General features: G+C 67.3%; 20 protein-coding genes and 3 pseudogenes. 18 read left to right on the top strand and 5 right to left on the bottom strand.

All coding sequences use genetic code 11. The annotated features are described in order from the left end of the window. Positions 1-7: 7 nt before the first annotated feature. Together OG552_RS30355 and OG552_RS30350 are read right to left on the bottom strand one after the other, a co-directional pair. A complete protein-coding gene (locus OG552_RS30355) occupies positions 8-6,940 on the bottom strand; it encodes a TreTu family toxin (protein ID WP_329138315.1) in 6,933 nt (2,310 codons plus the stop codon). A gap of 145 nt (positions 6,941-7,085) precedes the next feature. After that, positions 7,086-11,258, bottom strand: a complete 4,173-nt coding sequence (locus tag OG552_RS30350; protein ID WP_329138313.1) for a LamG-like jellyroll fold domain-containing protein — start codon at positions 11,256-11,258, stop codon at positions 7,086-7,088. A gap of 796 nt (positions 11,259-12,054) precedes the next feature. Between OG552_RS30350 and OG552_RS30345 the strand changes: the two genes are divergently transcribed. Continuing rightward, positions 12,055-12,552, top strand: coding sequence for a GNAT family N-acetyltransferase (locus OG552_RS30345; RefSeq protein WP_329138311.1), 498 nt, complete (start codon positions 12,055-12,057; stop codon positions 12,550-12,552). Between the two features lie 4 nt (positions 12,553-12,556). Here OG552_RS30345 and OG552_RS30340 read toward each other — a convergent pair. Then, positions 12,557-13,097: pseudogene (locus tag OG552_RS30340) on the bottom strand (transposase). A 107-nt stretch (positions 13,098-13,204) separates the two neighbouring features. Here OG552_RS30340 and OG552_RS30335 point away from each other — a divergent pair. From OG552_RS30335 to OG552_RS30320, 4 genes are all read left to right on the top strand, one after another. Continuing rightward, positions 13,205-13,702: a hypothetical protein gene (locus OG552_RS30335; protein ID WP_329138310.1), complete on the top strand. Its 498-nt coding sequence runs from the start codon at positions 13,205-13,207 to the stop codon at positions 13,700-13,702. A gap of 38 nt (positions 13,703-13,740) precedes the next feature. Further along, positions 13,741-14,049: a transposase gene (locus OG552_RS30330; RefSeq protein ID WP_329128445.1), complete on the top strand. Its 309-nt coding sequence runs from the start codon at positions 13,741-13,743 to the stop codon at positions 14,047-14,049. Beyond that, entirely contained in the window at positions 14,046-14,966 is a 921-nt protein-coding gene (locus OG552_RS30325; protein ID WP_329128447.1) for an IS3 family transposase, read from the top strand. Before OG552_RS30330 ends, OG552_RS30325 begins: the two co-directional genes overlap by 4 nt. Before the next feature lie 101 nt (positions 14,967-15,067). Further along, the gene (locus tag OG552_RS30320) at positions 15,068-15,271 is read left to right on the top strand and encodes a hypothetical protein (protein ID WP_329141407.1); all 204 of its coding nucleotides are present in this window, start codon (positions 15,068-15,070) and stop codon (positions 15,269-15,271) included. Here OG552_RS30320 and OG552_RS30315 read toward each other — a convergent pair. Beyond that, positions 15,170-16,371 (bottom strand): annotated as a pseudogene (locus OG552_RS30315) (transposase). The gene OG552_RS30320 and the pseudogene OG552_RS30315 sit on opposite strands and share 102 nt — an antisense overlap. A gap of 235 nt (positions 16,372-16,606) precedes the next feature. Between OG552_RS30315 and OG552_RS30310 the strand changes: the two are divergent. The 11 genes and pseudogenes from OG552_RS30310 to OG552_RS30260 all read left to right on the top strand — a co-directional run bounded on the left by OG552_RS30310 (position 16,607) and on the right by OG552_RS30260 (position 25,548). Next, entirely contained in the window at positions 16,607-17,368 is a 762-nt protein-coding gene (locus tag OG552_RS30310) for a GntR family transcriptional regulator (protein WP_329138307.1), read from the top strand. Between the two features lie 158 nt (positions 17,369-17,526). After that, positions 17,527-18,774: an ABC transporter substrate-binding protein gene (locus OG552_RS30305; protein WP_329138305.1), complete on the top strand. Its 1,248-nt coding sequence runs from the start codon at positions 17,527-17,529 to the stop codon at positions 18,772-18,774. A gap of 77 nt (positions 18,775-18,851) precedes the next feature. Next, on the top strand, positions 18,852-19,670 hold the full coding sequence (locus OG552_RS30300; RefSeq protein ID WP_329138303.1) for a carbohydrate ABC transporter permease: 819 nt from the start codon (positions 18,852-18,854) through the stop codon (positions 19,668-19,670). After that, positions 19,667-20,545: a carbohydrate ABC transporter permease gene (locus OG552_RS30295; RefSeq protein WP_329138301.1), complete on the top strand. Its 879-nt coding sequence runs from the start codon at positions 19,667-19,669 to the stop codon at positions 20,543-20,545. Before OG552_RS30300 ends, OG552_RS30295 begins: the two co-directional genes overlap by 4 nt. A 68-nt stretch (positions 20,546-20,613) precedes the next feature. Then, positions 20,614-21,819 (top strand): mandelate racemase/muconate lactonizing enzyme family protein, encoded by a 1,206-nt coding sequence (locus tag OG552_RS30290; protein ID WP_329138299.1) that lies wholly within the window; start codon positions 20,614-20,616, stop codon positions 21,817-21,819. A gap of 3 nt (positions 21,820-21,822) precedes the next feature. Then, complete coding sequence (locus tag OG552_RS30285) at positions 21,823-22,803, top strand: aldo/keto reductase (RefSeq protein ID WP_329138297.1); 981 nt, start codon at positions 21,823-21,825, stop codon at positions 22,801-22,803. 53 nt (positions 22,804-22,856) lie between these two features. Beyond that, positions 22,857-23,888 (top strand): Gfo/Idh/MocA family protein, encoded by a 1,032-nt coding sequence (locus OG552_RS30280; protein ID WP_329138295.1) that lies wholly within the window; start codon positions 22,857-22,859, stop codon positions 23,886-23,888. 92 nt (positions 23,889-23,980) lie between these two features. After that, positions 23,981-24,364 carry a hypothetical protein gene (locus OG552_RS30275; RefSeq protein WP_329138293.1) on the top strand — a complete coding sequence of 128 codons (384 nt, stop codon included), beginning with the start codon at positions 23,981-23,983 and terminating at the stop codon, positions 24,362-24,364. Further along, positions 24,364-24,498, top strand: a complete 135-nt coding sequence (locus tag OG552_RS30270; protein ID WP_329138291.1) for a hypothetical protein — start codon at positions 24,364-24,366, stop codon at positions 24,496-24,498. The genes OG552_RS30275 and OG552_RS30270 overlap by 1 nt, the downstream gene beginning before the upstream one ends. Positions 24,499-24,540: 42 nt before the next feature. Next, positions 24,541-24,839 (top strand): annotated as a pseudogene (locus tag OG552_RS30265) (FdhF/YdeP family oxidoreductase); the annotation flags it as partial. 172 nt (positions 24,840-25,011) lie between these two features. Then, positions 25,012-25,548 carry a hypothetical protein gene (locus tag OG552_RS30260; RefSeq protein ID WP_329138289.1) on the top strand — a complete coding sequence of 179 codons (537 nt, stop codon included), beginning with the start codon at positions 25,012-25,014 and terminating at the stop codon, positions 25,546-25,548. Here the strand turns inward: OG552_RS30260 and OG552_RS30255 are convergent. Beyond that, positions 25,505-25,879 (bottom strand): transposase, encoded by a 375-nt coding sequence (locus OG552_RS30255; protein WP_329138287.1) that lies wholly within the window; start codon positions 25,877-25,879, stop codon positions 25,505-25,507. The two genes, OG552_RS30260 and OG552_RS30255, sit on opposite strands and share 44 nt — an antisense overlap. Here OG552_RS30255 and OG552_RS30250 point away from each other — a divergent pair. Then, the gene (locus OG552_RS30250) at positions 25,878-26,312 is read left to right on the top strand and encodes a TniB family NTP-binding protein (RefSeq protein ID WP_329138285.1); all 435 of its coding nucleotides are present in this window, start codon (positions 25,878-25,880) and stop codon (positions 26,310-26,312) included. The two genes, OG552_RS30255 and OG552_RS30250, sit on opposite strands and share 2 nt — an antisense overlap. Beyond that, positions 26,276-26,494 (top strand): hypothetical protein, encoded by a 219-nt coding sequence (locus tag OG552_RS30245; protein WP_329141404.1) that lies wholly within the window; start codon positions 26,276-26,278, stop codon positions 26,492-26,494. The genes OG552_RS30250 and OG552_RS30245 overlap by 37 nt, the downstream gene beginning before the upstream one ends. Positions 26,495-26,501: the final 7 nt, after the last annotated feature.

Genomic DNA, 26,501 nt, shown 5'->3' with positions numbered 1-26,501 from the left:
GATGGACCTACGAGCATCCTGGACTACCTCCAAGTTGAATATTCTTTGCAGCGGGCAACTCCGGCGCAGGAAGGCCCTTACGCGCAGCCAGTCGAGCGTCGAGGGAACCCGGCCCGGAGAGCTTGTAGTCCCCCGGGCGCCCGCCAGGTGAAAGCTGCGATTGCGGCACATCGAACTCCACGTAGACGGACCCTGGCCTCGCGGAAATATAGGCATCCTTGCTCGCAGGATACACAACAAAGGTCCTGTCGCCAGCGCCCGGTTGTACCATTCCCGTGGCCATCATCTTTTGATATTCATCAGTCGACATCCAGCGCCCAACCGTGACCAAGCCGTCGTCTCCGCCAGAATTGTGCACCAATACTGGCGTGCTGCCCGCGAGTACATAGTACGTGTGAAGGCCGTCGACGGTGAGGTTGTACATGTCCTCTGAGGGGCTGAGGACGCGGTGGATCGAGAAGATGAATACGTGCTGGTCGGTCGCCGTGTTGAGGGTGTGGCCCGGAGTCAGGGTGCCGGCCGAGGTCCAGGTGCGGGTGGTGTCATCCCAGAAGGGGTGGTTGGCGGTGGTGTGGACGGTGTAGGTGGAGCCGTCGGCGGCACGGATGGTCACGTCGACCAGATCGGCGTCGCGGTTGATGTGAGTGGCCGCGACTCTGCGGCCCCCGCGGTGCTTGCCGTCACCGGGATCAGCGGCCTCCACCTTGTCGCCGTTTTCGATGGCGTCGATGGGTTTGGTCGTGCCGTCCTCCAGCAGGACCGGTGTTTCACCGGTGAAGCTGCACGGCCCGCCCTTTTTGAGGCCCTCGCGGGCGAGGATGATGTCTTGGACCGACCCCCACAGCTCGAGGCTGAGCTGGTAGCCCGCGGCGTCGTGCTGGCAATCAGGCAAGTGGTCGACGCAGTACGTCGCAGCGATCTTCTTCGCCTTTGCGACGTTTGCCTTTGATCCGTCGTGACTCTGGAGGAAGTCATAGGCCTTTTTGCAGCCCAGGAGCCCGAAGCAGAGATTGCCGACACCGTTGATGGTGGGTTCCCAGTAGGGGCCGGTGGTGTTGAGGCCGGTGTATCCGGACCACCAGCTCATGAGCTGACCGTCCGCATTCGAGCTCGGCGTCATCTGTTTGATCCACGCCTGGATCTGCTGCTCCGGCGTCGGCTGTGGCGGAGGCGGCGGGGTCGCGGTGCCGGTATTCGGGTTGTAGCCGACCTGTTGCTGCACCTCCGGCGTGCAGTACTTCAGGTCGTATTGGCAGGAGTTGGGCTTGGAACCGACCTCGGTGCCGGCCGGATCGGAGAACCTCGACGGGTTGTTGTCGGCGTAGACGTAGCCGTTGAGGGACTGCGGGTCGCCGGCATTGAGCAGGGGGTCGACGCTGATGAACCGGCCGGTGTCCGGGTCGTATTCACGTGCGCCGAGATGCGTCAGCCCGGTGGCGTCCTCGGTCCCGCCGACGAAGCCCTTGTCGCCCGGCCAGGCGGTCGGCGCCGTCCCGCGTACTTGCCCGAACGGCGTTGTGCGCCGCTGCCGCATGCTCAACGTTGCCGCGTCGATGGCCAGTTGGCCTGTCCCCTGGTGGTCGGGGACGACGAACGACACCTTGCCGTCGTCGGCATGGACCGCCGCTGAGCCGCCGCCGAGGTCGATGTAGCGGGTGACGGTCGACTTGACGGCGCCCTTGGCAAGGGTGATCTCGGCACCGCCGAGGTACAGCGTGGTATGGGTCGGGGTGCGCTGAATCAGCCGACTGCCGTCCGGGTCGTACAGATACGATGTGGTGCCGCTGGCGTCCTTGATGGACGCCAGGTGCCCCTCGACGTCCCACTGCATCGTCTGACTGTCGCCGCCAACATCACGGATGGTGGTGTTGCCCGCGTCATCGTACGTGTAGACGTCCTGGCCGGTGCCGCCGTTGGGGCCGGTGGTGTCGACCTGGGTGAGGCTGTGCGGCCGCGACTGCGAGGCGCCGGGATAGGTGTACGCCTTGGCGACATCCAGGTTGGTGTTGCCGGTCGCGTCGTGATCCTTCTCGGTGGCCCGGCTTCCGTCGGGGTTGTAGGTGTACGACTGCCAGTACGGTGCCGGGCCACCGAGCAGGGAGGCAGAGGGAGCCGTTGCGCACCCGGCGGCGCCCTGCGCCCAGGCCTCGGTCAGCCGCTGCAACGTGTCATAGCGGAAGCACTGGTTGTCGGTACCGTCCCGTGAGGTGTCCGCCATCGACAGGACGTTGCCGACCTGGTCGTAGCCGTAGGTCGTGAACCGGTCGACACCGGGCACGTTCTCCCGGTCCACCCGCGAGGTGGACAGCCGCTGGGTGCCCCACTCATAGGTGTCGGTCAGCCATGTCTTGTCGCCGCCGACGCCGAGTTCGTACTGCAGGGGCCTGCCGGTGTTGCTGTAGATGACGTTCTTCAGGTAGGAGGTGTCACCGGTGACGGAAACGGGACGGTGCAGAGTGTCGTAGCTGATGACGACTCCCTCGGCCGGCAGCGAGCCTTCGGCCGGGAAACCGGTGCTCTGCACGGTGCCATCGGAGTTGTACCGGGTGTTCTGCTGGTAACTGCCCTGCAGCGCGCCCTCGTCGGCCGGGATGACGGTCGTCGACCGGGTGACCCGGTAGAGCGCGTCGTACGCGTTGACCGTCGTCGTGTACTGCTTGGTCCCGTCGTAGCGCGTGGACGAGCTCGGCTCGCCCTTCGCGCCGGCGACCCCGTCGTACGTCCAACTCGCCAGTTTCGGACCGGTGAGGGAGCCGGAATGCTCCTCGGTCCGGCGGCCCAGGTCGTCGTAGGCGTACGCCAGCGTCTGTGTGAGCGCATCCGTCGTCCTGACCAGTTGGTCTCGATCGTCGTACAGGGAGCTGCTGGTGCCCGTGTCGGGATCCACCGCCTTGACCTTCCGGCCGAGTTGGTCGTAGCTGTACGACCAAACGGCGCCGTCCGGACCGGTCAGCGTCGCGGGATCGCCGGTGGGCGTGTAGGTGTACTTCGTCTTGTACGGGGTGCCGATCGGCTGGGTGGTGGGGTACTGCCACAACTCTGTTGTCTGGCCCCGGGCGTCGGTGAGCGTCGTTGTGGTGGTACCGCCGGTCGGTGGGACGACGGTGGTGCGGTCGCCGCTGTACGTCGTGGTCGTTGTGTCCAGTACCGGCCCGCCGTCGCCATTGCCCGCCACGTGCTTGAGCTGGGTCTCCCGGCCGAGCCCGTCGTAGGTGTGCCACGCCTGGGTCTCTACCGACAGCGCGTCATCGAGCCCCACCAGGGTCCCGGACACTGCCCGTGTCACGTAGTACGGGGCGAACTCCTTGGTGACCAGCCCACGTCCGTCGTAGAAGGTGTCAGCGATCACGCTGCCGCCGCTGGGACCTGGCCCCTGAACCTGCCGCGGCCGCAGGAACCCGTCGTAGATCGTGTACGCGGTGTCCTGGCTGCCGTCGTTGTTCACCGTCTTCGTGGCGACCGCGACCGGTACTCCGTCGGTGACCGTGTACACGTACTGGTAGTTCGGGGTCAGGCTGTGATTGGTGGCCCGGTCCGGCAACCAGGTCCTCAGCACCCGGCCCAGTGCGTCGTACACGTAGTCCGTGTGGCGACCATTGGTGTCCGTGACGACGGTCGGTGCCCCTCGCAGAGGGTCGACCGTCGTGGTGGTGGTCTCCGCACTGCTCGGCGTGGCCTTCACCGCCGGCGGGCTGGTGACCGTCATCGATGTCGGAGAACCAGTGGCGGGAGTGTAGACAGTGGTCGAGGTGAGGCCGTCGGTACGGGACGTTCGCGCCGGAGTACCGGTGTTGGTTGCCCTTACATCAGCCGTCAGGTCGGTGACGGTGAGCTTCCGGGCGTAACCATCGAAGGTGGCACCCGACTCCAAGTACGTGCCTGTGGTGCCGTCGTGCGACTTCAGCGTCGCAGTGAAGCTGGCATCGCCCTTGGTCGGAGCGGCAGTGTAGTCAGAGCCGTCGTACGCGGTGCGGGTGTCGGAGATCACCTGCGTCTTCCGGTCCGGCTCAGCATCGCAGTTGACTGCGACGGTCTCCACCCGCGACGGCAGGGTCAGCAGATTCTCTTCGGTGTTGTCCGCATATGTGGTCCGTACGCAGTGGTCGTCACCGGCGATGTCGCTCTGACCCAGGTCATTGGTCTGTGTAATCCGGCCGGCCACCGTGTCCAGGGAGTTCTTGGTCGTGGTCTGCCGCCACTTGGTGCCCGCGCCGTCGTCCAGCGAGGTGTACGAGTCACTGCGGTCGGTGCCCGCGAGATTGGCAGTGACCGTACCCCAGCTGTGCGTCTCGCTGGCGCTCTGGTGAAACCAGCCGTGACTGACAGTCTTGACGAGGATGTGGCCGCCCGGTCCTGAGTACGACTCGGTGCGGTACTCGAACCCAGGCAGGGCTTCCCAGTCGGTGAGTTGAGCACCCTCGCCGTTGTCGAGGGTGACGGTCCTGCTCCCACCCGAGGAATTGAGCCGGTCGCCGTTCATGCCGCGCAGAAAATAGTGATCCGCCTGCGACTTCATGGACGCAGTGTCACCGGTCTCGACCCGGACGTGCCGGTAACCGCGCCACTGGGACCAGGTCTTGTACTTCTCCTTGGTCAGACCGTCGTCGTCCGCGTAGTGCCACGCTGCCCCGTCCAGGTAGTCGTACCTGGTGATCATGTCGGGTGAGGCGTTGGTGCGGTCGGTCTGGGTGACTGAGTCGACCACGTACTTGTTGAACCACTGCAGCGACGGATCGGTGTCACCCGAGGCCACGGTGTACTGCGGGAAGCAGCGAGTGGTGTTCGTCTCCGGCGTAGGCAGGTTGTTCCAGTCGCATTCCGCCGGTTTGTAGTTGACGTCGATCTGCCCGCCGGACTCGTCGATGATCGTGTGCAGGCGGTCCTTGATGAACGGCGCGGTGCCGTCACCCTCCTTGTCCAGCCGGTTGGCGTCCTGCTCGTACAGCAACTGCACCTTGGGGAGCGTGATGTTGGGGGTGGCGGACTTGCCCGTGTGCTGAATCGAGTCCAGCAGCAGCTGATAATCGATGTCCGCCATGCCCCACTTCTGGGCAAGCGCCCAGGAATCGACATCAGTGTAGGCACCGGAGGAGTTCAGCAGCTGTGTGGTGACGGAGGTCAGCCGCTTGCGGGTCCAGAAGGTCGGCGAGTACGTCGCGTTGCAGTCCTTGCCGGCGTCGCAGTTCTGGTCCCAGGGCGTGTCGTACCAGTAGAAGGAGTTGGTCCCGATGGTGTCCGCGGCACACGTCACCCCTGTGACCGGCAGGCACCGCTCCGAGGAGGTGAAGTCCACCTTCGCCAGCGGCTTGGCGGAGTAGACGCTGCTGCTGCGCAGCCCGTACTCGATCCGGTCCAGGGTGCCGCCCCGCGTGTACGGGGTGTCGTCCGTAGCCTTCAGGTCACGGCCGTAGGAGTTGGTCTCCTTGTCGTAGTAGTAGGCGATCGCGTCGCCGTGGGTGTCGACCACGTAGTCGAGGTTCCAGCGGTACGCCTGCTGGCACCACGACGCCGCAAACGTGGACGCATGGCAGGGCTCGTCCGCGTTGTTGCCGAAGACCGGCACCGTCCACGTCGAGTCCGTGACCTCGTTACCCGCGGTCCAGCCCGGCAGCTTGTTGTAGCCGAAGTAGTACTGCGTACCGTCGGTCGTGGTGACCCTCCAGTACTCCTGGTCGTTGTCGCCGTTGTCCCGCACGTCGGTGGAGGAGCCGGTGAGCTTCTCGACCCGGGTCCCGTCGTCCTGCTTCAACTTCCACGTGTTGGACCCGGCCGGGACCAACTGACCGCCGTGACCGCTCATGCTGAGCGTCGCGTTGTCATACGCCCAGCACTGGTCGCCCGGCTTGACGCCGTTCGCATCCGCGACGGCACCATCGTCTCCACACGGTTTGTAACTGCGCTCGATATAACCCGGCCACAGGTCGAAACCGTCACCGACCCACGACGCCTGGTTGTTGCTGTTCGACGTACGGCCGTCGATCTGCCCCGAATCGTAGGCAAGCCCCACCTGGGGCTCCAGCCCGCCCGGCACCGACGGCACCGGAATGTTGTACGTCCAGGCAAACGAGCCGGAGTTGAGTTTTGTCTGCCAGGTCGCGGACGGAGAGAGCGAGGTGGCCTTGAAGTCCCCGCCGTCACCGGAAGTCCCCGCAGTTACGGCGAGAACGGTCGCCTGGGGCGAAGCGCGGCTGGCGAGAGAGGAGCCAGTTGCCGTGGAATTGGTTGCCGCAGGGGTGGCGGCGGGCACCGGCACGGCGTCCGCTGTCAGTGTCTGGTGCGCCGCATCATTCACTGCCGCAACCGGCGTCTGGGTACGACACGAGGCGACATCCGGCGTCGTCAGCGCACACGCCGGGAGCCGCACGAGGTGCAGGCGGGCACCGTAATTACCGCCGAATCCCTGCGCGTACTTCCCGTAGTCCACCTCAATGCCGACAGTGCCCGCCTCCGCCTTGGCGTCAGCACGCCGGGCGGTGAACAGCATGCCGTCCACACCCGCCTTCTGCGCGGCCGCACGGCTCTCGACGGTCACCTGCGCGGAAGACGGCGCGGGAGCCTGGGACGACGTGGCCGATGCGGAGTGGGGTGCGCGCAGGGCCACCGGGAGGCCGGCCAGCGCGGTATGGCCCACGGCTTTGCCCGCGGCGGCCTTCGGCATCACACCCGACGCCGAACCCGCCACCGGCCACGCCGCCGCAGGGTCGTGTGCGGGCCCCTTGGCGAGGGTGTCCGACCGCCGCGGCGTCCCCTTCACCGGGTGGACTGCGAGCGGCTTGTCGGGCTCCACCACCTGGGGCCGGCCGGTGGACGGATCCACCGCCACTGCCGCGGATGTCTGCAGGAGCGAGCCGACGAGCACCGCCGACACCGCGAGCGCCAGCCGGCGCACCAGCTGTTTCCGCAGCCGACGCCGCGGCGGACTTGCCATCACCAGGTTCATCGACTCCGGGCTCCTCAGCGCAGAGAGGGCATCAGCGCGCTGACACGCGGCCGACGCAGGGATGTCACAGCGGATAGTGGTCAGTTCCGATCGGGGCACTTCGACAGGCGGGGCGGGAGCCGGGCTCTTTCCGGGCCGGATTCGGTCATGAGCCGCTGGGGACCGTGGTGGGTTTGCCAGAGAGTCCCAATGCCAGCTGCTGCACCTGTGCTTGGGTAAGGACGCCTTGGAAGGCCCAGACGTCGTCGATGGAGCCGGACCAGTACTCACCCCAGGTGCCGCCGGTCTTGGCCCGGCCGATCTGGAGCGACTTGGTCGCGTTGAAACCGATCGCGTTCGACGCCCACGAGACGGTGTCGGTACAGGACGGGTCGTCCGAGGTGCCGTCGCCGTCGCTGTCGGGGCATACGGACTGCTGAAGTTCCCCGTTGACATAGAGCCGCATCTGCCCGGCAAATGCGTCGTAGGTCAGCGCCACCGGGGTCCAGCTGCCGGCACCGGTGTCGGAAAGTGCGTTGTCTGCCGTGAGGTTGGTCAGGAGTTGTGGGTCAGTGCTGTCGACGTTGGGCATCTTGATCTGCCAGTGTCCTGGGGCCGTCGGGCCCGCGGCAGGGACGTACTGGATGGTGAAGGCGCTGTTCACATTGCCCTCTTGGCTGATGAGCGCCAGCGGTTGTGGCGGGTCGCCGCTCGTGCCGTCGTCGTAGGGCATCTGTGCCCAGGCGGTGACGGTGAAGCTGTGGCTGGTGTCGATCGGCACGCTGCCGGTGGCCGCGTAGTCGTCCACGCCGTCGAGGTTGAGGGCGTTGCTGTCGACCCAGCCGGTGTCGATCTTGGCACCGTTGTACAGGGTCGCGGGCCGGTTGCCGGGGGACGCGTCGGGCGACGTGGCCGGGGTGCCGCTTGCCGACTCGAACTGCCAACGGCCCTTGACCACTGGATTCTGCTTGAACAGGTTAGTGATCTCGTCCGTGGACAGCGCCCGGTCGTAGAGCTGGAAGTCGTCCAGGTCGCCCTTGAAGCGGTTGGACATGCCCGAGGGGTAGTTGGAGGCGCCCAGGGTGAGCACGCCGGTGGCCAGCCAGGGGGTGGTGAAGGGTGCTGTCGCCACCTGGACACCGTCGACGTAGAGGTGCATGTCGGCGGTGTCGATGTCGTAGACGGAGACCACATGGGTCCACTGGCCCAGATGTGCGGCCGCGCAGGTGGGCTGTCCGGCCGGGCAAGCCTGCTGCTGGGCGCGGGCCAGCGGGGAGTCGGCGGTGTCCGACGTGGCCCGCTGGAACACCCAGCCGGTCGGGTTGTGATAGATCTCGAAGCCGCGGTTGGCCACGCCGGCCTGGTGGACCGCGACGGCGGTGCGGTCCTCGTTCGCCGCCCGGGCCCAGAAGGACACCGAGAAGCTCTGGAAGGTGTCGAGGATCGGCTGACTGTTCTGGGCGTAGTCGTCCGCACCGTCGAAGTTCAGCGCGGTCTTGTCGACTCCGTCACCGCCGAGGACCGGCCCGCCGTGCAGGGCAGCGGTGACCGGCTGAGCCCGTCCCACCACCGTGGTGGCGTTGTCGGCGTCGTCGAACGACCAGATCAGCTTGGCCGGCCGTCCCACCGTCGTAATCGCCTGATGACCGGCCAGCAGCGTCACCTCGGCGTCCGTCAACTGGTAGTCGTAGAGTTCGGCGTCGTTCAGGTCTCCGGAGAAAAAGCCGCTCAGGACGCCGTTCTGCGCCGATGCCCCGATCAGGGTCCGGCCACGCGCATCCCAGGGACTGGTGTAGGGCGTGGTCGCGGCAAGCGTCCCGTTGATGTAGAGCCTGAGTGCACCGGCGGTGTTGTCGAACACACCCGCCACATGAGTCCAGGTTCCCAGCCGGCCCGTCCTGCAAGAGGTGTCCCCTGCCGGGCAGGCCGGCTGGGCCGCGGTGACGAAGCCCTGGCCCGCGGAGTTGTCGGAGGTGAACCGGGCGAACACCCAGCCGTGGTTGGCCGGCGAGTAGTAGAGCTGGTAGCCGCTGGTGTACTGACCCGACTCCGACAGTGCCGTCACCGGCAGCGCCGGCTCGGTGGCCGGCAGCTTCGCCCACACCGACACCGAGAAGCTCTTGCCGGTATTGGTCACCGGGGAATCGGTGGCGGCGTAACCGTCCGTCCCGTTGAGATGCAGCCGGCGGTCGGAGCCGCCGCTTTCGTCTGCGACGGTCGCCGCGCCGCCGTGCAGGTCGGCGTTCCACGCACCGCCGCTGCCGCTGACCGCCGTCGACCCGGCCGGCTCGTTCAGGTCCAGTGACAGCCGGTCGGGCTGGCCGGCTCGCACCCGGAACTGGTAGGTGCTGATCTGGCTGCCGTTGCCCGCCGCGTCGAAGGCCTGCGCAGTGACGAAGTTGACGCCCGACTTCGTCGGCATCATCTTGATGTTCACCGCGCCGCCCGCGGTGGTGGTCACGGTGTGGGCGCTGGTCGGGTCGCCGTTGATGCCGTACCAGTACTTCACAACGTCCGTGGCGGCCGAGTCGACCGTGAACGTCCCGTAGCGTCCGACACCGTCCGTCCACGGGTCGTTCGGGTTCTCGGGATCCGACCGCGGGTACTGCCCGGACACCACGCCGGGGCCGTCCGGCACCGACGTGTCGTAGATGGTGGCGCAGGTCACCGCGGAACCGTCGTAGGACCACGGCGAGTACTGGGCACCGTCGTAGGAACGGGCGTACCAGCCGATCATCTTGTTCTTCGGAGTGCTGGACGGCATGGTGACGCTGAAATCCGAACCTGACGCCTTGGCCGGCTGGAACGCCGTACTCCACCGCATGACGTTGCCTTTGCCGTCACCGGTGTCCCACGATGCGCCGAACTGCACACGCACCGTGTCGCCGTCGGGATCCGTGACGTTGTTCGCGATCAGCTTCGGCAGGATCCGGACCCGCTTGGGATTGCTCGCGCTGACACAGGAACCGCCCGGGTCCATGGTCAGCTGCGACATCGCGATCTGCCTCGGCGGCCGGTTGTACTCCACCCGCAGAAAAGCATCGTCGGAGAACCTCTTCCAGCTGTATGCGTCGCTCTCGTTCGTCGCCTTCAGACCGAAGGTCGTCGACGACCAGCTGTTCGCCGAAGCCTGCTGCACCGCCCGCAGCACCGAGAACTCGATATCCCCCGCCGCGCAACCGGTGTAGCCATGGGCGGTGTTCACCGTCTGCAGCTTGTCGATCCAGAAACCCGAGGCCAGTTGCGAGTTCCAGGTGGTGGACGAGGAGATGCCCTTCGTCCGCCACACCTCCACATTGCGCGCGTCGCAGCTGTATGAGTGCGTCTCGTGCGCCACGAACTCCGCCGACAAGATGGACTTGCCCGCGAACGCGGACGTCGGCACCTGGTAGAGCAGCCGCTTGAGGTCTTCGGGCGCGCAGCGGCTGTCACCAGCGCAGTAGCCGACCCCCGCGTCGGAATCACCGTTGAACTTCCACTGCGGCGATGAGGCCCAGTACCGGGACACCATCGTCCAGCTGCTCGCCTTCGGCGAGGAGAACTGCGGATCGATGTAGACCGGATACTGTGCAGTCCCCAGCAACTCCTGATCCGGCGTCAGCATCAGCTCACCGCCCCCGGGCGCCACCGACAGGTCAACCGGAGCCACCCGGCCGGAATCACCCGGCCCGTCAGCCGGGGCGGCTGCCGGAGCCACCGCAGTACGCGCCCCCGTTGCCGGGGAAGGTTCACCCGCCGCTGTACTGGAGTCCCACATCAACGGCTGAGGCGCCTCGAAGACCGTGCCGCCCGCGCCCCGGTCGACCGCCCGCAGCCCGCCGTCGGGGGTCTCACCGACCGACAGACCGTCAGAGCCCACGGCGAGGTGTACCTCCGCGAGCTGCGGATTCGCCGCCGCCTGCGCGCTCTTCACGACCAGTACTTCCGACACGCCATCCACGTCGGCGCGGACCTGGAGGTCCACATCCGGCAGCACATCCGGATACGTCGCGGTGTCACCGTCGAGCACCGGCACCGGCAGCGCACCCGGCCACTTCAGGCTCAGCGTCCGCCCCGCCTGCCGCAGCGTGATCAGCGGCTGCGTACCACCACCACCGGAGAAACCCATCGCCACCGACGTGACCTTCGGACCGACCGACCCGTCCGAACGTGCCTCCAAGTCGGTGTCCACCGGCTTCCACTGCCCATCCACCCGGGCCCGCACCGGCCGCAGATGCTCCACCACCTGCAAATGCCCCGCCGGCGTCGCGTACGTCTCGCTCGACTCACCGCGCAGCGACATCACCTCGACGTTCGAGCCATCCCGAGCAGCCTCGGCAATCGCCTCGTCCTCCGTCACCGCACCGGAAGAATCCACCGAAGACACCGACTGCGGATGCGGAGCGCCGGCCACCGTCCCGGACGGAGCCGCTATCGCGGCCGGCGCCGATACACCCAGCCCCACGAGCACCACAAGTCCCGCCAATGACCCCACAATCCGCATGACGGCAGTCCGCCGCCCCGATCCCCACCCCTGCACAGTCCCCCCTCAGGACGTACACAGAAAAATCCGCGGCTCGCAGTCAACGCCTCAGGTAGGTGCAGGATCCAGAGGCTCGCATGCGGCCTTATGGAGCGCAAACCATAGAAAGCGGATGGCTTCATCAGGTGATGTGCGTCACAAGGATGTTCAAACATGAAGTCAAGGCGAACCACGGCCCACGTCAAGCCATTGCAAACCGGCGGACGGCATTCCGCAAGACATCGAGCGGACCCAGAAATGCATTCAATTTATATCAATGAGATCAAAGGCCAAAATAAACTCCATGTTCTGCTCATCTGACGAAACGGGATGTTTCCACGTTCAGCTGTCCTCGCACAGCCGAACTGCCGTTGCCCGCCCGGCAATCTCCTGGACCCGCCATTCCCCACCCCGGTCACAACAGCCTTCAGGTTGTGCGACCTTTGTCTCCGTTCACAGCCGCGGGCAGCTCGGCAGCCTGGCAGCCGCGTGGTCGGATACGTCGAAAGAGGGTGGGGACCATGGGTGGCAAGGCATCGCGGACATTCGCGGCGGTTGGTGTACCGGGGCGTGTTGCGAAAGTGGATCAAGGGGCCCATTCGGTGTCTGGTACGGGTCGTGTGATGCTGGCGCAATGACTGATCAACGCGAGGTTGTCGTCGTCCGCTGGCCAGGTCAGGGCCCTTCCGTGGATCGGTTGGCCGGGTTGCTGGCGGCTTACCATCTGCGGACGGAGGCAGAGAAGGGCGAGGCGGTCGTCGATGTGGACGGGTTGCCGGACCGCTACCGGGCGGAAATCTTGGACCCGTGGGCCGCGTTTGCTGACGATGTCGTGCTGATCGCTCTGAGTGGCGTCACAGCCGTGGGCTGCCTGGTGGTGACCGCCCCAGTAGGCGGCCGGTCAGAGCTCAAGAGGCTCTGGACAGACCCGGCATTCCGGAGCCGGGGCATCGCGTCCGGCCTGGTCAGCGCCGCGCTTGCGCATTCCGCGGAAAGCGGCGTCAGCACGGTACGGCTGTCGGTATGGAAGTGGCGGGCAGGTGCCATGGCCCTGTACGAGCGGTTCGGTTTCACCGTCGCTGAATCGTGGGAGGAACGGGATCAACTGGTGTGCATGGAGCGTGCCGTGTGAGGGGTCACAGCCACTCGTTGATGGCTGCGACCAGCACGGTTGCCTCGTATCGGACGGCGGGCTTGTCGTATCTCGTAGCCACAGCCCGGTGACGCTTGAGGCGATTGATCCCGCACTCCACCGCGTGGCGCTCCTTGTAGTCGGCCTTGTCGAACTTCGGCGGCCGACCGCCGCGCGAGCCACGCTTCTTACGGTTGCGGACCTGGTCGGCCTTCTCCGGGATCGTGCAGCGGATGCCACGCCGGCGCAGGCCACGCTGGCGTCCCAGGTGATCAGGCCCTTCGCGTCGGCCTCGGCCTGCAGCTGTACAAAGATCTGCTTCCAGGTGCCGTCCCGCTGCCAGCGCCGGAACAGGTCGTAGGCCCGGTCCCACGGCCCGTACCGCTCCGGCACGTCGCCCACGGCGCACCGGCCCTGGTCCGCCACCGTATGCCGTCGATCAGCTGCCGCCGCGTCCACGTCTGCGGACGGCCCGGCTTCTCGCCCGTCGGCAACAACGGCTCCAGCCGGGCCCACTGGCCGCTCGTCAGATCTCCACGCCCCACGAAACGTGATCACCCACGGCCTTGATCCACTTTCGCAACACGCCCTGGTGGTGGTGGGGACGGTCGGCGCATGCGGAGCGGAGGGCCCCCGCGACGGCAAGGAGCAGGTGGCTCCTACAACGAAGGTCCCGGCGAGGGTGCTCGGACAGCGGGAACTGGAGCAGGCGGGGATAGGGGCGGCGGACCTGAAAGGGTTCACCTTCAACTTCCTGGCCGGGAAGGGCCTCCCGTCCGGGGTGAAGGACGTCAGCCAACGGCCCCGGCCCGTCCCGGCGCCGTGCCGGCCGCTCTATGACATGACCCAGTACATCAGCGGCTACCAGCCGGTCGCACGGGTCATCGAGGAAGCCCGCTCCCCCACAGACGGACAACCCGCCACCACAATTGCCCTGGCCTCGTACAAGGAAACCGAAGCCCCCAAAACCATCGCCGACCTGCAGAACGCGGTGCGCTCGTGCACCACGTTCACCACGTCCGACTACGGCACCAGATACATCTACACAGACATCAAGACACAGCCGGCCCCGCACCTCGGCGACCAGGCGATCTCCTACGTCATGACACAGAACCTTCCTGAGGTTCCCCCGAGATGCGGGGAAGGGTGACAGCAGGTCAGATGGGTCTCATGAGAGGAGCCCTGACGATGCCTGCCCCGAGGAAGTACCCGCTGGAGTTGCGTGAGCGTGCGGTGCGGATGTACCGGGCGGCCGAGCCGAAGCCGGTGATCCGCCGCATGGCCGAGGATCTCGGTGTCCACCACGAGGCCCTGCGCAACTGGATCCGCCAGGCCGAGGCCGACGCCGGCGAACGGGAGGACGTGTTGACCACTGCCGAGCGCGAGGAGTTGGCCGCCCTGCGCAGGGAGAATGCCCAGCTCAAGCGGGCGAACGAGGTCCTGCGGACAGCCTCGGCTTTTTTCGCGGCCCAGCTCGACCCGACCCGGCCCAGGTGACCGCGCTCCTCGATGAGCACGCGCACCTGGGGGTCGAGCCCGTACTCCGGGAACTGCACATCCCCTCGTCCACCTATTACCGCTGGCGCCAGGCAGAAAAGGAGCCGTGTGAACGGCGCCGTCAGGACACGGAGCTGACCGGCCGGATCCGGCAGGTCCATGAGGAATCCGGCGGGGTCTACGGCTCGCCCCGTGTCCATGCCGTCTTGAAGCGCGGTGGAGTGCACGTCGGCCGCAAACGGGTCGAGCGCCTCATGCGCGAGGCCGGTCTCGTCGGCATCAGCCCCCGCCGCGGCAAGGGGTTCACCCGCCGCGATCCGGACGCCGATCTCGCCCCTGACCTCGTGCAACGCGACTTCACCGCGCCCGCGCCGAACCGGTTGTGGGTCACCGACCTCACCATGATCTCCACCGGGGAGGGGCCTTTGTGGCTGTCGGCGATCCGCGACGTGTTCTCCCGCCGCGTCGTGGCATGGGAGACCTCCGCCCGCGCGGACGCGGACCTGGTCCTGTCCTCGTTGGAGTATGCCCTGGCCAGCCGTGAGGTCGCCCCGGGCGAACTGGTCCACCATGCCGATCACGGCTGTCAATATACGAGTATCAAGCTGACGACGCGGCTGGTCAGAGCGGGTATCCGGGCGTCCATGGGCTCCGTCGGGGACTCCTTCGACAACGCCCTGGCGGAGAACCTGTGGATGATCATTAAGACCGAGTGCATCCGCGGCCGCGTCTTCGCGACCAGGGCCGAAGCCAATCTGGCGCTCTTCGAGTACATCGACGGCTTCTACAACCCCCGACGCATCCAAAAACGCCTCGGCTACCTCAGCCCGATCGAGTTCGAGGAGAAGCGCTACGCCGACCAGGCAGCGGCCGAACCGGTGAACCTGAAACCACGTCAACCCGCCCTGACCAGCTAGTCAGCCACTCCCGCACAGCGGGGGAACCTCATCCCGCAGACGACGAAGGACCAGCCGCGGCAACCCAGTTCGCCTACACCGTCATCCGATACGGAACGACCGTGGCCACCTTCTTCTCCATGCCGCCCCAACCCGACGCCCCTGCGCGCCTACCCCAGCAGGGCATCACAGCGCAGATCAACAAACTGGCCCGAGCTTGTTGTTTAACCTCGCTGCTGTTTCAGGCGGACGTGTTCGGTGAGGGTTTCGACGCGCTTCACCGTTTTCCCGAGCTCGTGGCGTGGTGCTGGCCTGCGGTTTTGTGAGCCTGGTGGACGTCCTGGGCCGGGCCTGGAGGGTTGGGGCACGCCAGCGGGACGGGTGGTCTTCGCGCGGATGTGCCGGAACCCTCGGCGGACGCGTGCGGGGGTGAGCCGGCGTGGTTCGGCCGGTCGTTCCCACCGGTGCGTGAGGACCACAGCCAGACCGGCTTCGCATCGCGGTCCCCGGGCAGGTGCTCGACCTTCAGGCGGATCAACGTGCCATGAATCAGGGGGAGTTAACCGCAGTGGTCGAGCCATGGGCCGCGTGCCTGCAGGCGGGGGTGCATCCGGTCCCAGGAGATGGCTTCGGCCGTGCCGTAGCGGGTGGTGTCCCGAGCGGTGGTCTGGTCGGGGGTGTGCCAGGAGTCGGGTTTGGAGAAGGTGAGGACACCGCCATGCTTGCGGGGCTGCCCGCCGCGCGGAGTGGAGCGGCGGGGGCCGGCATCGCGGAGCATGACTCGGTCCGAGCGCAGTCGGCCGACGAGCTCGACGGGCAGATCGGTCAGGACGTAGGCGAGCCGGGCAACGTCGTAGCCGGCGTCCATCACGATGAGGATGTCCGGGTGACCGGGCTTCCACCGGCCGGCTCGCAGCAGGCGGGTGACGACGTCGCGGAGCTGGGCGGCGGTCACCGCGGTGGCGTCGTCGGCCGGCCCCAGGCGAACCGCGTCCAGCAGGGCAGTCCACGAGGTGCGTCCTGTTTCCAGGGCGGCGACGAAGGAGTACGGCCAGCCGGGAACGAACTGGTCGGCGCTGCGGCCGCGGCCGTAGACGTGGCAGAACAGCAGGTCCGGGCTGGTCGGCGCGTCGTGCCGCAGCCAGTTGCTCACATCGACGGCGAGGACGATCCGACCGTCAGCGCCCTGCGGCAGCGGCGTGGAAGCCAGGAGCCTGCGCAGGCGGCGCGGCTCCAGCCAGCCGTGATTGACCGCGTCGTACATCGCGCCGTGCCCGCGCCGGTGCTCGGCCGTGAGCGTGATCTCGGCCAGCGACGTCACCGGACCGTCGGCGCACAACACCGCGTCGGCCAGCTCGAACAGCGCATCCGCACGCTTGTAGAGGCAGTCGTAGAACTGGACACGAAAGTGGGACAGCACGTCCAGCGCAGCATCAGCGGGACCTGCAGGAGCCAGACTCTTCACAGCGGCCGTCCTTCACGCGACGTTGCTCAACACCTCGAAGCGTGAAGAACGGCCGTCCTGCTGTCTCCGGAAGCTCCGGAAGAAGCCAAGATCAGCGGGTCAGGTGACCCGGCGAGGTCAAACAACAAGCTCAGGCCCCTGGATTCGCCAGGGTCATCCGGGGCTGACGACGTGACGGGACGGTTATCGTTGTGCCGTGCACCCTGCCCGTGGCATCGACCGTGATTCCGCCGTCCCCTTCTACCACCAGCTCAAGCAGCTGATCGTCAAGGACATCGCGGCGCGTGGACTCGAACCGGGCGACCGCCTGCCCGGTGACTTCCAACTGTGTGAGCGCTACGGCGTGTCCCGGACCGTGGTGCGCCAGGCACTGCAAGGTCTCGAACGCGAGGGCGCGGTCGTCCGGGAGAAGGGCCGGGGCACGTTCGTCGCCGACCGTAAGTCGTCCGAGGGTTTCGGTCACGCGATGATCGGGCTGTTCGAGGAAGACGTCCGCGGCCGTAACGGTGAACAGACGATCGCGGTACGGCGGCTGGAGACGGTGCCGGCCAACGCGGCGGTCGCCGCCGACCTGCGGGTGCCTTTGGGGGCGGACATCGTCGAGGTCGAGCGGCTGCGCATGGTGAACGGTGAGCCGTGGGCACTGACCGTCACCCAACTGCCGCTGTTCGTCGGGAAGTTCTTGCTCGGCGAGGATCTGTCGGACGTCTCGCTCTATGGCCTGCTGGAACGCAAGTACGGCGTGCGGTTCGCCACCGGGCGGCGGTCGATCGAGGCGAGTCCGGCGACCGAGGCGATGGCGGAGGCGCTCGGTATCCGTCCGGGCGCTGCGCTGCTCGTCCTGCGGACCCTGGCGTTCGATGAGGACGGCGTACCGCTGGAACGATTCGCGGGGTTCCATCGGGGCGATCTGAGTCGATTCATGGTTGATGTCCACCGTCAGGACTCGACAGACTAGTCGCGCCGGCCACCTGCCTCACGAGCCGACCGGCCGGTCACGTCGTTGTTGCCCGCAGGTTTCCCACGGTTGACATCCTGTACGTACAGGATGACACTTCTCGAACTGGCGGGCGCCCCATTTCCCCAGCCCTCGGTCCTTGAGCAACGGAGCAGAGGATGTCCCTTCGTCCACGCACAGCCACCCTGATGGGGGTGGTGGTCGCGATCGTGCTTGCGTTCGCGGCAGTCGTCGTCCAGAGCGTGTCCAGCGGCTCGAAGAGTTCGGCCGACGCGGTGACATGGTGGGTGCCCGACTGGGACTGGGACGGTGCCACGGCCCTGGTGAAGACATTCGAGAGCGAGAATCCGTCGCTGCACGTCGACATGGTCAGAACCACCGGCGACACGGTCGCCAACCGGGTGTCGGTGGCGCTGGACGCAGGCAATCCACCCGACGTGATCACCGAGTCGGTCGCACGCACGAAGACATACATGGACAAGGGCCAACTGTCCGACCTGACTGATCTGTACGGCCCCGACATGCCGAAGTCGGACTTTTCGCCCGGACTGGTCGACACGCTCTCCGCCGGCGGCAGGACCTATGCCGTGCCCTACCGCTGGGCGACGAACGCGCTGATCTACAACCGAGACCTCTTCGCCAAGGCCGGCATCGCACACCCGCCCACCACCTGGGCCGAGTTCGCCGCCGACGCGAAGAAGCTGACCACATCGACGGTCGCCGGGACGGCATGGCCGATGCAGGGTGACCCGAGCGATCTCACCCTGCGCTTCCTCGACTTCGCTCTCCAGAACGGGACGACCATCGACAAGGGCACGCCCAAGTTCACTGAGGCGTCCGTCCAGCAGGCGCTGGAGCAGATCGGCACGTCCATCACCGACGGCTACGCCACGAAAAGCTCCTTCGAGCTGGACAACACCGGCATCCGTGACCTCTTCCTCCAGGGGCGGATTGCGATGTATCTGGGCGGTGTCTTCGACGCTGATACCGCGGTGGACCAGAAGTTCCCCGTCGGCACCGCCCTGGCTCCCGGGCCGAACGGTCCGGGCGTGCAGGAGGGCACCGGCTGGACGTATCTGGTGCCCAAGGAGGCCAGTAACGCTGACGGCGCGAAGAAGCTCGTCTCGTTCCTCGGACGCCCGGCGAACATGGCCGCCCTCACGCTGACGTTCCCGGCCCGGCTGAGCGCGATGCGCGACGCCAAATTCCAGACACCTATCCGCAAGGCGTACGGCGAGCAACTCACCAAGCACTCGCTGGCGGCACCGAATGACCCGCGGTGGACCACGATGATTCCCTTTGTGCACGACATGGTCCAGGCGGTCGCGCTCGGCTCCAAGCCCCCCCAGGCGGGGGCGGATTCGATCCTTTCGCAGGCCCGCAAAAGCCTCGGGGGTGGCCAGTGACCAGCGCCGGAGCAGTTCGCGGACGCGGTGGCCCGAGGGTGGGCGTCACCAGGTCCGGCGCGGGGGCGAGGCGCGGGATGGGCCTGATGTTCCCGGCCGCCGCGATCATGGTGCTGCTGACGGTCGTCCCGGTCGTCGCCGTCTTCGACCGGGCGCTGAGCCACCCCGGGTCGTTCAGCCGCCTCTTCGACACACCCGCCTTCGGCCGGACCATGCTCAACACGCTGCTGTGGACGCTGGTCTCGGTCGTCGGTGCGCTGATCGTCGGCTACGCGGCCGCGCTGCTTCTGCGCTCGCCGTTTCTGCGCCTGACCGGTACCTGGCGCGGCCTGTTCATGATCCCGTGGATCATCCCGGGCGTCGTCGGAGCGACGGTCTGGCGGTGGAGCCTCTCCAGCGACTACGGCCTGGTCAACCACTGGCTGCTCCAGGCAGGCATTATCGACACACCGATCGCCTGGCTGTCCAACCCGGACATCGTCCTCTACGCCGTCGCGCTGATCCAGATCTGGACGACCGCGCCCTTCGTCATGATCATGGTCTCGGCGGCGCTGACCGGAATCCCTGCTGTGCAGTACGAGGCCGCCCGGCTCGACGGCGCTTCGGCCTGGCAGACGCTTCGCTATGTCGTCCTGCCGGCGATCAGTTCCACCACCTGGATCGCCGTGCTCACGCTCGCCACCTGGGCCCTGAACTCGTTCACCATCATCTGGGTGACCACCAGCGGCGGCCCGGCCGGTGCCTCCCGGATTCTGCCGATCCTGCTGTACGAAGCCTTCCAGCGCGGTGACCAGTCGCTGGTCTCCGCGATCGCGGTCCTGCAACTGGCGATCTGCGCCGTCTTCGTCTCGGTCTACGCCCGGGCCATGCGGTCCGACCTCAAGGAGATGTCATGAGAGGGAATGTCATGAGCCGTCCCCTTGCCGCCCGGCGTCCCCCTGCCCCGCGACGCCTGGTGCTCGCGGTTCTCACCTGGGCCGGACTGGCGGTCCTGCTGGTCTGGACACTCTGGCCGGTCGTTCTGATGGCCTTCACCTCGTTCAAACCCGGCAACGAGATCTTCGCGATTCCTCCCAGACTCACGCCGAAACACTGGACGTTCGGCAATTACAGGAACGTCTTCACCTCGTCGTCGATGCCGCACGCACTGGTGAATTCGATCGTGGTCGGCTTCTTCGTCGCGGTGGCGACCCTCATTTTCTCCTTCAGCGCGGGATACGCGCTCGCCCGGTTCAAATTCCGCGGCGCGCGATCCGTTGCCCTGTTCATCCTCGTCGGGCAGCTCGTGCCACTGACCGTGCTGCTCCTGCCGCTGTACAAGATCGTCAATGGCATGGGTCTGCTGGACACGACGATCGGGCTGGCATTCGTCCACCTGACCATCACCGTGCCCCTGGTCACCTGGATGATCCGCAATCAGATCGCCGCGATTCCAGTGGAGGTGGAGGAGGCCGCACTGGTCGACGGCTGTACCCGGCTCGACGTGATCAGTTACGTGACGCTTCCGATCGCCGCGCCGGGCCTCACCGCCGCCGGCATGTTCGCCTTTCTGCAGTCCTGGCACGAGTTCCTGTTCGCGTCTGTGTTCACCACCTCGGATTCCGCCCGGACCGCGCCGGTGGCACTGACGGATTTCGCTACTGAATACCACGTCGACTGGGGCTCCACGATGGCCGCCTCGGTGGTGCTGACCATTCCCGTGGTCATTGTCTTCATCGCGCTGCAGCGGTATTTCGTCGGCGGGCTCACCAGCGGCGCGGTCAAGGGCTGACGGCGGCTCCGCCGCCAGTACGAACCAGTCCGCCTTATTCGCCGCCCTATACGAGGAACACGGAAAACATGAAGATCCTGGACGTTCGATGCGCCGTGATCGGGGAGAGCCCGATCGTCCGCGTCGTCACCGACGAGGGCATCGACGGCTTCGGCGAGATCGAGCACTCCAAGCCCGAGATCCACACGTTGATCGGCATCTACTCGGACCTGCTCGTCGGGCAGGACCCGACCAACGTCGAGCGGTGCATGCTCCGGATCCGCCGGTTCGGCGGGTTCAAGCCCTGGGGCACCCTGGTCTCCGCCATCGAGATCGCTCTGTGGGACGTGGCCGGAAAAGCGGCCGGACTGCCTGTGCACAAGCTGCTGGGCGGCAGGGTGCGCGACCGCGTCCGGGTCTACAACGGCGGCGTGCGCCCCCGCCTTCGCGGCCACGAACCCGAGGACTACGCGGCGTCGATGGCGGTCATGGCGAGCGCGCCCGAGGGTTTCACCCTCTTCAAGGAGGGAGTCGGCTTCCACGGCTTCATGGCGCCCAACGTGCCGGGCTTCTTCTACGGCGACCTGCGCGAAGGCCCCAAGCACCCGAACCGCGGCGTGCTGACCGAGAAGGGGATCGCGCACATCATCGCGTGCGTCCAGGCGATGAAGGATGTGCTCGGCCAGGACCAGGGCCTGGCACTGGACATGGGGCCGGGGTTCACCGTCCCGGACGCCATCACCGTGCTGCGGGCGCTGGAGCCGCTGCACATCGTATGGGCGGAGGACCTGCTCAGCGGGGACGGCCTGCCCTGGACCGACGCCGGGCAGTACCGCGAGGTCACCAGCGCCACCACCGTACGGACGCACACGGGCGAGCAGATATACCTGCGCAACAACTACAAGGAGCTGATCTCGTCCCAGGCGGTGCGGGTCATCGGCCCCGACCCCGGCGACATCGGCGGCATCGCCGAATTGAAGTGGGTCGCGGAATACGCCGACCTGCACGGCATCCAGATCGCCCCGCACGGTGTCAGCAGCGGACTGTTCGGGCTGGCTGCCCTCGTGCAGGTGTGCGCGACGCTGCCGGACAACTTCATCGCCTTCGAATATCCAGTGCCGACGCACAACTGGTGGTACTCGATCGTGCACGGGCTCCCCGACCCGATCGTGGCGGACGGATTCATCACCGTCGGTACGGCCCCGGGGCTCGGCATCGAATTCGACCGTGAGGCCGCGCTGGCACACATGAGCCCCGCCGACCAAGGATTCTTCGACTGGTTCCCGAGGAGCTGACCCATGACGAATATCCCTCAGCACAGCATTCCCGACGCCGGCATCTCGACCCGTCCACTGGGCACAACGGGCCTGCGCATCACGCCCTTGACCATCGGCGGAGCGCCGCTCGCCCCCATGCCGGGCACCTTCCGCGACGTACCGGAGGAGACGGGTGTCGCCACCGCGTTGGCGGCATTGAGCGGACCGGTACGGGCTCTCGACACCTCGGCCGCCTACGGCGCGGGGGAGTCCGAGCGACGCATCGGCACGGCGATCCGACGCCTCGGTGGACTGCCCGACGACTTCGTTCTGTCCACCAAGATCGTCCGTGATCTCAACTCCGGTGTCTTCGACGGAGCACAGGCCCGGCGTTCGATCACGGAAAGCCTGGAGCGCTTGGGGCTCGACAAGGTCCCGCTCCTCTACCTGCACGACCCGGAGAAGAACGACTTCGACCAGATCATGGCGCCGGGCGGACCCGTAGAGGTGCTGCGAGAACTCCGCGAGCGCGGCGTCGCCCGGTCGATCGGGGTCGCGGGCGGCGACCTCGCGACGATCGAACGGTTCGTACGGACCGGCTACTTCGACGTGCTGCTCACCCACAACCGGTGGACCCTGGTCAATCGCTCCGCCGGGCCGCTCATCGATCTGGCCGTATCGATGAACCTCGGCGTCGTCAACGCCGCGGTCTTCGGCGGCCAGATCCTGGCGACCGGCGTCGGCGGCTCGCGGCGCTACGCCTACCGCGAGGCGTCGCCCGAACTGCTCGCCGCCATCGGCGCCATCGAAGAAGCATGCCGGGACCACGGTGTGCCGCTCGCCGCGGCCGCGGTGCGGTTCTCCACCCGCGACCCGAGGATCGCCAGCACCGTCATCGGTACCTCGCGCCCCGAACGCATCGAGGAGACGCTCGCGCTCGACGCGACCGCCGTGCCCGACGCGCTCTGGACCGATGTGGACGCCATCGCCGCGCGCGTCGATCCCACCCACCTGCCGGCCTGAGACCGGCTCGCTTCGCCCCTCAACCGTGACCTCAACCTTGATGAGGAGCCCCCATGTCCGATCCGATCCGCGTCCTGCTCTTCGGCTACGGTCTGGCAGGTCAGGTGTTCCACGGCCCGCTGCTCGCCACCAGCCCGGCCTACACCGTCCAGGCGATCGTGACCTCCGATCCGGCACGAGCCGCCGCCGCTCGCGCGGATCATCCGGACGCCCGGGTGGTGGCCGATGCCGACACCGCTTTCGCAGCGGCCGAGGACTACGACCTCGCGGTGGTCGCCACGCCCAACGAAACGCATGCCGAGCTGGCCAGGCGTGCTCTGAAGGCCGGTCTGCACGTGGTCGTGGACAAACCGCTCGCGCTCACCGCGCACGACGCGGAAGAACTGACCGATGCCGCCGACGCCGCGGGCCGGACCCTGTCGGTCTTCCAGAACCGGCGCTGGGACGGCGACTTCCTCACCCTCCGCGACGTCATCGCCTCCGGCGACCTCGGCGACGTCTTCGTCTTCGAGTCGGCCTTCGAGTGGTGGAAGCCCGAGGTCACCGACGGCCGCAAGGACCGTACGCCGGTGTCGGACGGCGGTGGAATCCTCTTCGACCTGGCGCCGCACCTCGTGGACCAGGCACTCCTGCTCTTCGGGCCGGTCGAGTCCGTGCACGCAGAAGTGGACGCCCGGCGCCCGGGCGCCGTGAACGACGACGACGTGCTTGTGTCCCTGCGGCACACCAACGGCGTACGCAGCCGGCTGTGGATGAGTTCGCTGGCGGCCCAGGAGCACCCGCGCTTCCAGGCGCGCGGCACCCACGGCTCGTACCGGAGCTTCGGTCTCGACCCGCAGGAAGCACAGCTCCAAGCCGGGCTGCGTCCCGGTGATGCCGACTTCGGCATCAAGCCCTCCGAGCTCTGGGGCGAGATCAGCGACGGCAACGCCCGCCGCCCTGTGCCCACCGAAGCCGGCTCGTACGAGACGTACTACGCCGAGCTGGCCACGGCCTTGCACGCGGGCACCCGGCCGCCCGTCGACCCGCGCGACAGCATCGCGGTGCTGAAGATCATCGAAGCGGCGTGGCAGGGAGACAGATGACCTTTCGCTCCGGCGCCGTGCGTTTTGGCACGGGCGCGCGGGCGGTTGTCCTGGTCGTCGGTGACCGGTTCGGCCCAGGCGCCATATCGCTGATGAGCTTGGTGACGCGGTCGGCCGCCCCCTACCGGTTCACCATCGCCGGCCCGGACGGCAAGCCGGTCACCGCGTTCGCGGCCGACCAGACCAAACGGTTGCACTTCTACGCGATCCGCTCGGATCTGAACGGCTTCCAGCACATCCACCCGGTCATGGCCAAGGAGGGCGTCTGGGCCGCTCACCCGGCCGGACTCGCGCCGGGCTCCTGGCGGATGTTCGCCACCTTCACCCCCGCCACCGGGCCGGGCAAGGGCACGGCGTTCGTCCTCTCCCGCACCGTCACCGTCACCGTCCCCGGCAGCGCCGCGACGATCCCGCTGCCTGCCGCATCGTCCGCCACGACCGTCGGCGGCTACACCGTCACCGTCAAGGGCGCCTGATGGCCGGGGACCACGGCGGCCCGGACCTGTCCTTCCACGCCGAGCTGCCGAAGCCGGGGAACTGGCGGCTGTTCCTGCAGTTCCAGACCGCCGGGACCCTGCACGCCGCCGTACTGACCGTGAACGTGGGCTGACACGCGCGACGACTGTGCCGGCTGCCGTGCCGCGACCGCACCCGCCACGGCGCCCAGATCGTGCACATCAACCCGCTCGTCGAGGCGGCCGCCACCCACACCATCATCTGGACCTGTTCAAGTCGACGCGGACCAGCACCCTGAGTCTGCAGCCCCGCATTGGCGGTGACATGGCGCTGCTGCGCGGCATCGCCAAGGCGATCCTGGAGCAGTCCGCGTCCGATCCCAAGGCCTTGGACCGGGAGTTCATCGACCGCCGGACCGCGGGCTTCGACGACTACCGGGCGGCCTGCGAGGCGACGGCCTCGCACGCGCTCAGCCCCCTTGAGGGGCATAGGCGTGCGGGCTGAGAGCAGCAATGGGGGGATCCGCAGAGCCACCGCGGTCGGAGTTGGCAGTAAGCCGCTGTTGTCGTTCCGAACTTGAAGGCTGTGTTTTCGCTGGTCAGGCATAGTGTCGGTGGTTCGGTGGGAGGTGTGGCCTGTCGGGTTGCCGCTCGCTGGGGAGGCCGGGATGCCGTCGGATGTCGGACTGCTGGGACAGCACGAGCTCGCTGCTCGCCGTCGCGTTGACGGGCTGCGGGAGGAGGCCGACCGGATCCAGGCCAAGCCGGCCGCGGCCGAGCTGGAATGGCAGGAGTGGACGATCGCCCGCAGGCGCGTCGATACGGTGCCGGCACCAGACAGCGCCGGCATCATCGGCACGGAGACCACCCCGGAGACGCTGAGCGAGCACGTGCCGTCGGTGCCGGCAGCTGCGGTGAAGCGGAGATCGCAGGTCCCGGTGTGGCGTGAGGGCTGTGGCTGGTCGGTGCTGTCGGTGGACTACCAGCGCATCGTGCGGCTCCTCGCGGACCGGTCCCGGCTCCATCAGGGGCCGCTGACCTGCCAGGAGATGGCCGCAATGTTCGGGATGGACGTGGTGCCGGCGCGGGTGGAGGCGTTGCGGTCGAAGGCGAAACACCTGGTCGCGCGGGGCTGGCTGGCCGAGCCCGGTTCCGGACGGTTCACGCTTGCCGCGAGTGTGGCTGGGCCGGGCGGCGGGTCATGAGCAGAATCATCGACCAGGAGACCATCGCCTCGGCGCTGGTGATGCGGCGTTCGTAGTCGCGGGCCAGCCGGCGGGTGCGCATCAGCCACGCGTTCGCGCGCTCCACGATCCACCGCCTGGACAGCACCACGAACCCCTTCTGACCGTTGCTGCGCTGGACGACCTGCAGGACGAGTGCGAGCGCGGCCAGGCAGTGCTCGACGAGGCTGCCGGTGTAGCCGCCGTCGGCCCAGACCAACTCCTGCCGGTGATGCGCTTCAGCCACCCGCTGGAGCAGAACCTGGGCGGCGGTGCGGTCGCCGACGTCCGCGGCGGTGACCATCACGCCCATGAGCCGCGCGGTGGACCGGCTGTTGTCGGCGCGGATCCGGCAGAATGCGTTCAAGGCTCGCCCGGCGACCCGGGCCGGGGTGATCGTGTCCGGCGGCGGATACCGGGGCAGGACCGAGACCGTGTGCGAGATCGCCGCCGCCTTTGAGGACTCCTGGCGCGAGCTGCACCGGACGAACCCCGAGACGATTCCCGGCACCCGGGATGCCTGGGTGCCGGTCGCCTACGTCCAGACACCGGTCACCGCGAAACCCAAGAGCGCCTGCAAGGCGATCCTCGACTTCCACGGTGCCCCGACGAAACGGATGGATCTTCCTGAGCTGGTCGCCCAAGTCGCTGCCTCGCTGACCGATGACGGCACGAAGGTGCTGATCCTCGACGACATCACCCGGCTGAGATGCACCGCGCCGACGACCAGGACACCCTGGACTTGATCCGCGCGTTCATGAGCATGCACGTCACCCTCGTCCTGGTCGGCGTCGACATCCCCAGCTCCGGCCTCATGGACGAAGGCCACCCTGCCGCCCAAAGGCGAGGTCGTCGGCCGGTCAACGGATGGGAGCCGACCCGGACCGAACGCCGCTTTGACCTTGTTGAACTCGACCGGTTCCGCTAGGACACCG

Origin of the sequence: Streptomyces sp. NBC_01476, assembly GCF_036227265.1 — a bacterium.
Classification (GTDB): Bacteria; Actinomycetota; Actinomycetes; order Streptomycetales; family Streptomycetaceae; genus Actinacidiphila.
Note: the sequence above shows the minus strand (reverse complement) of the source record. Positions and strands in the feature narration are given on the sequence as shown.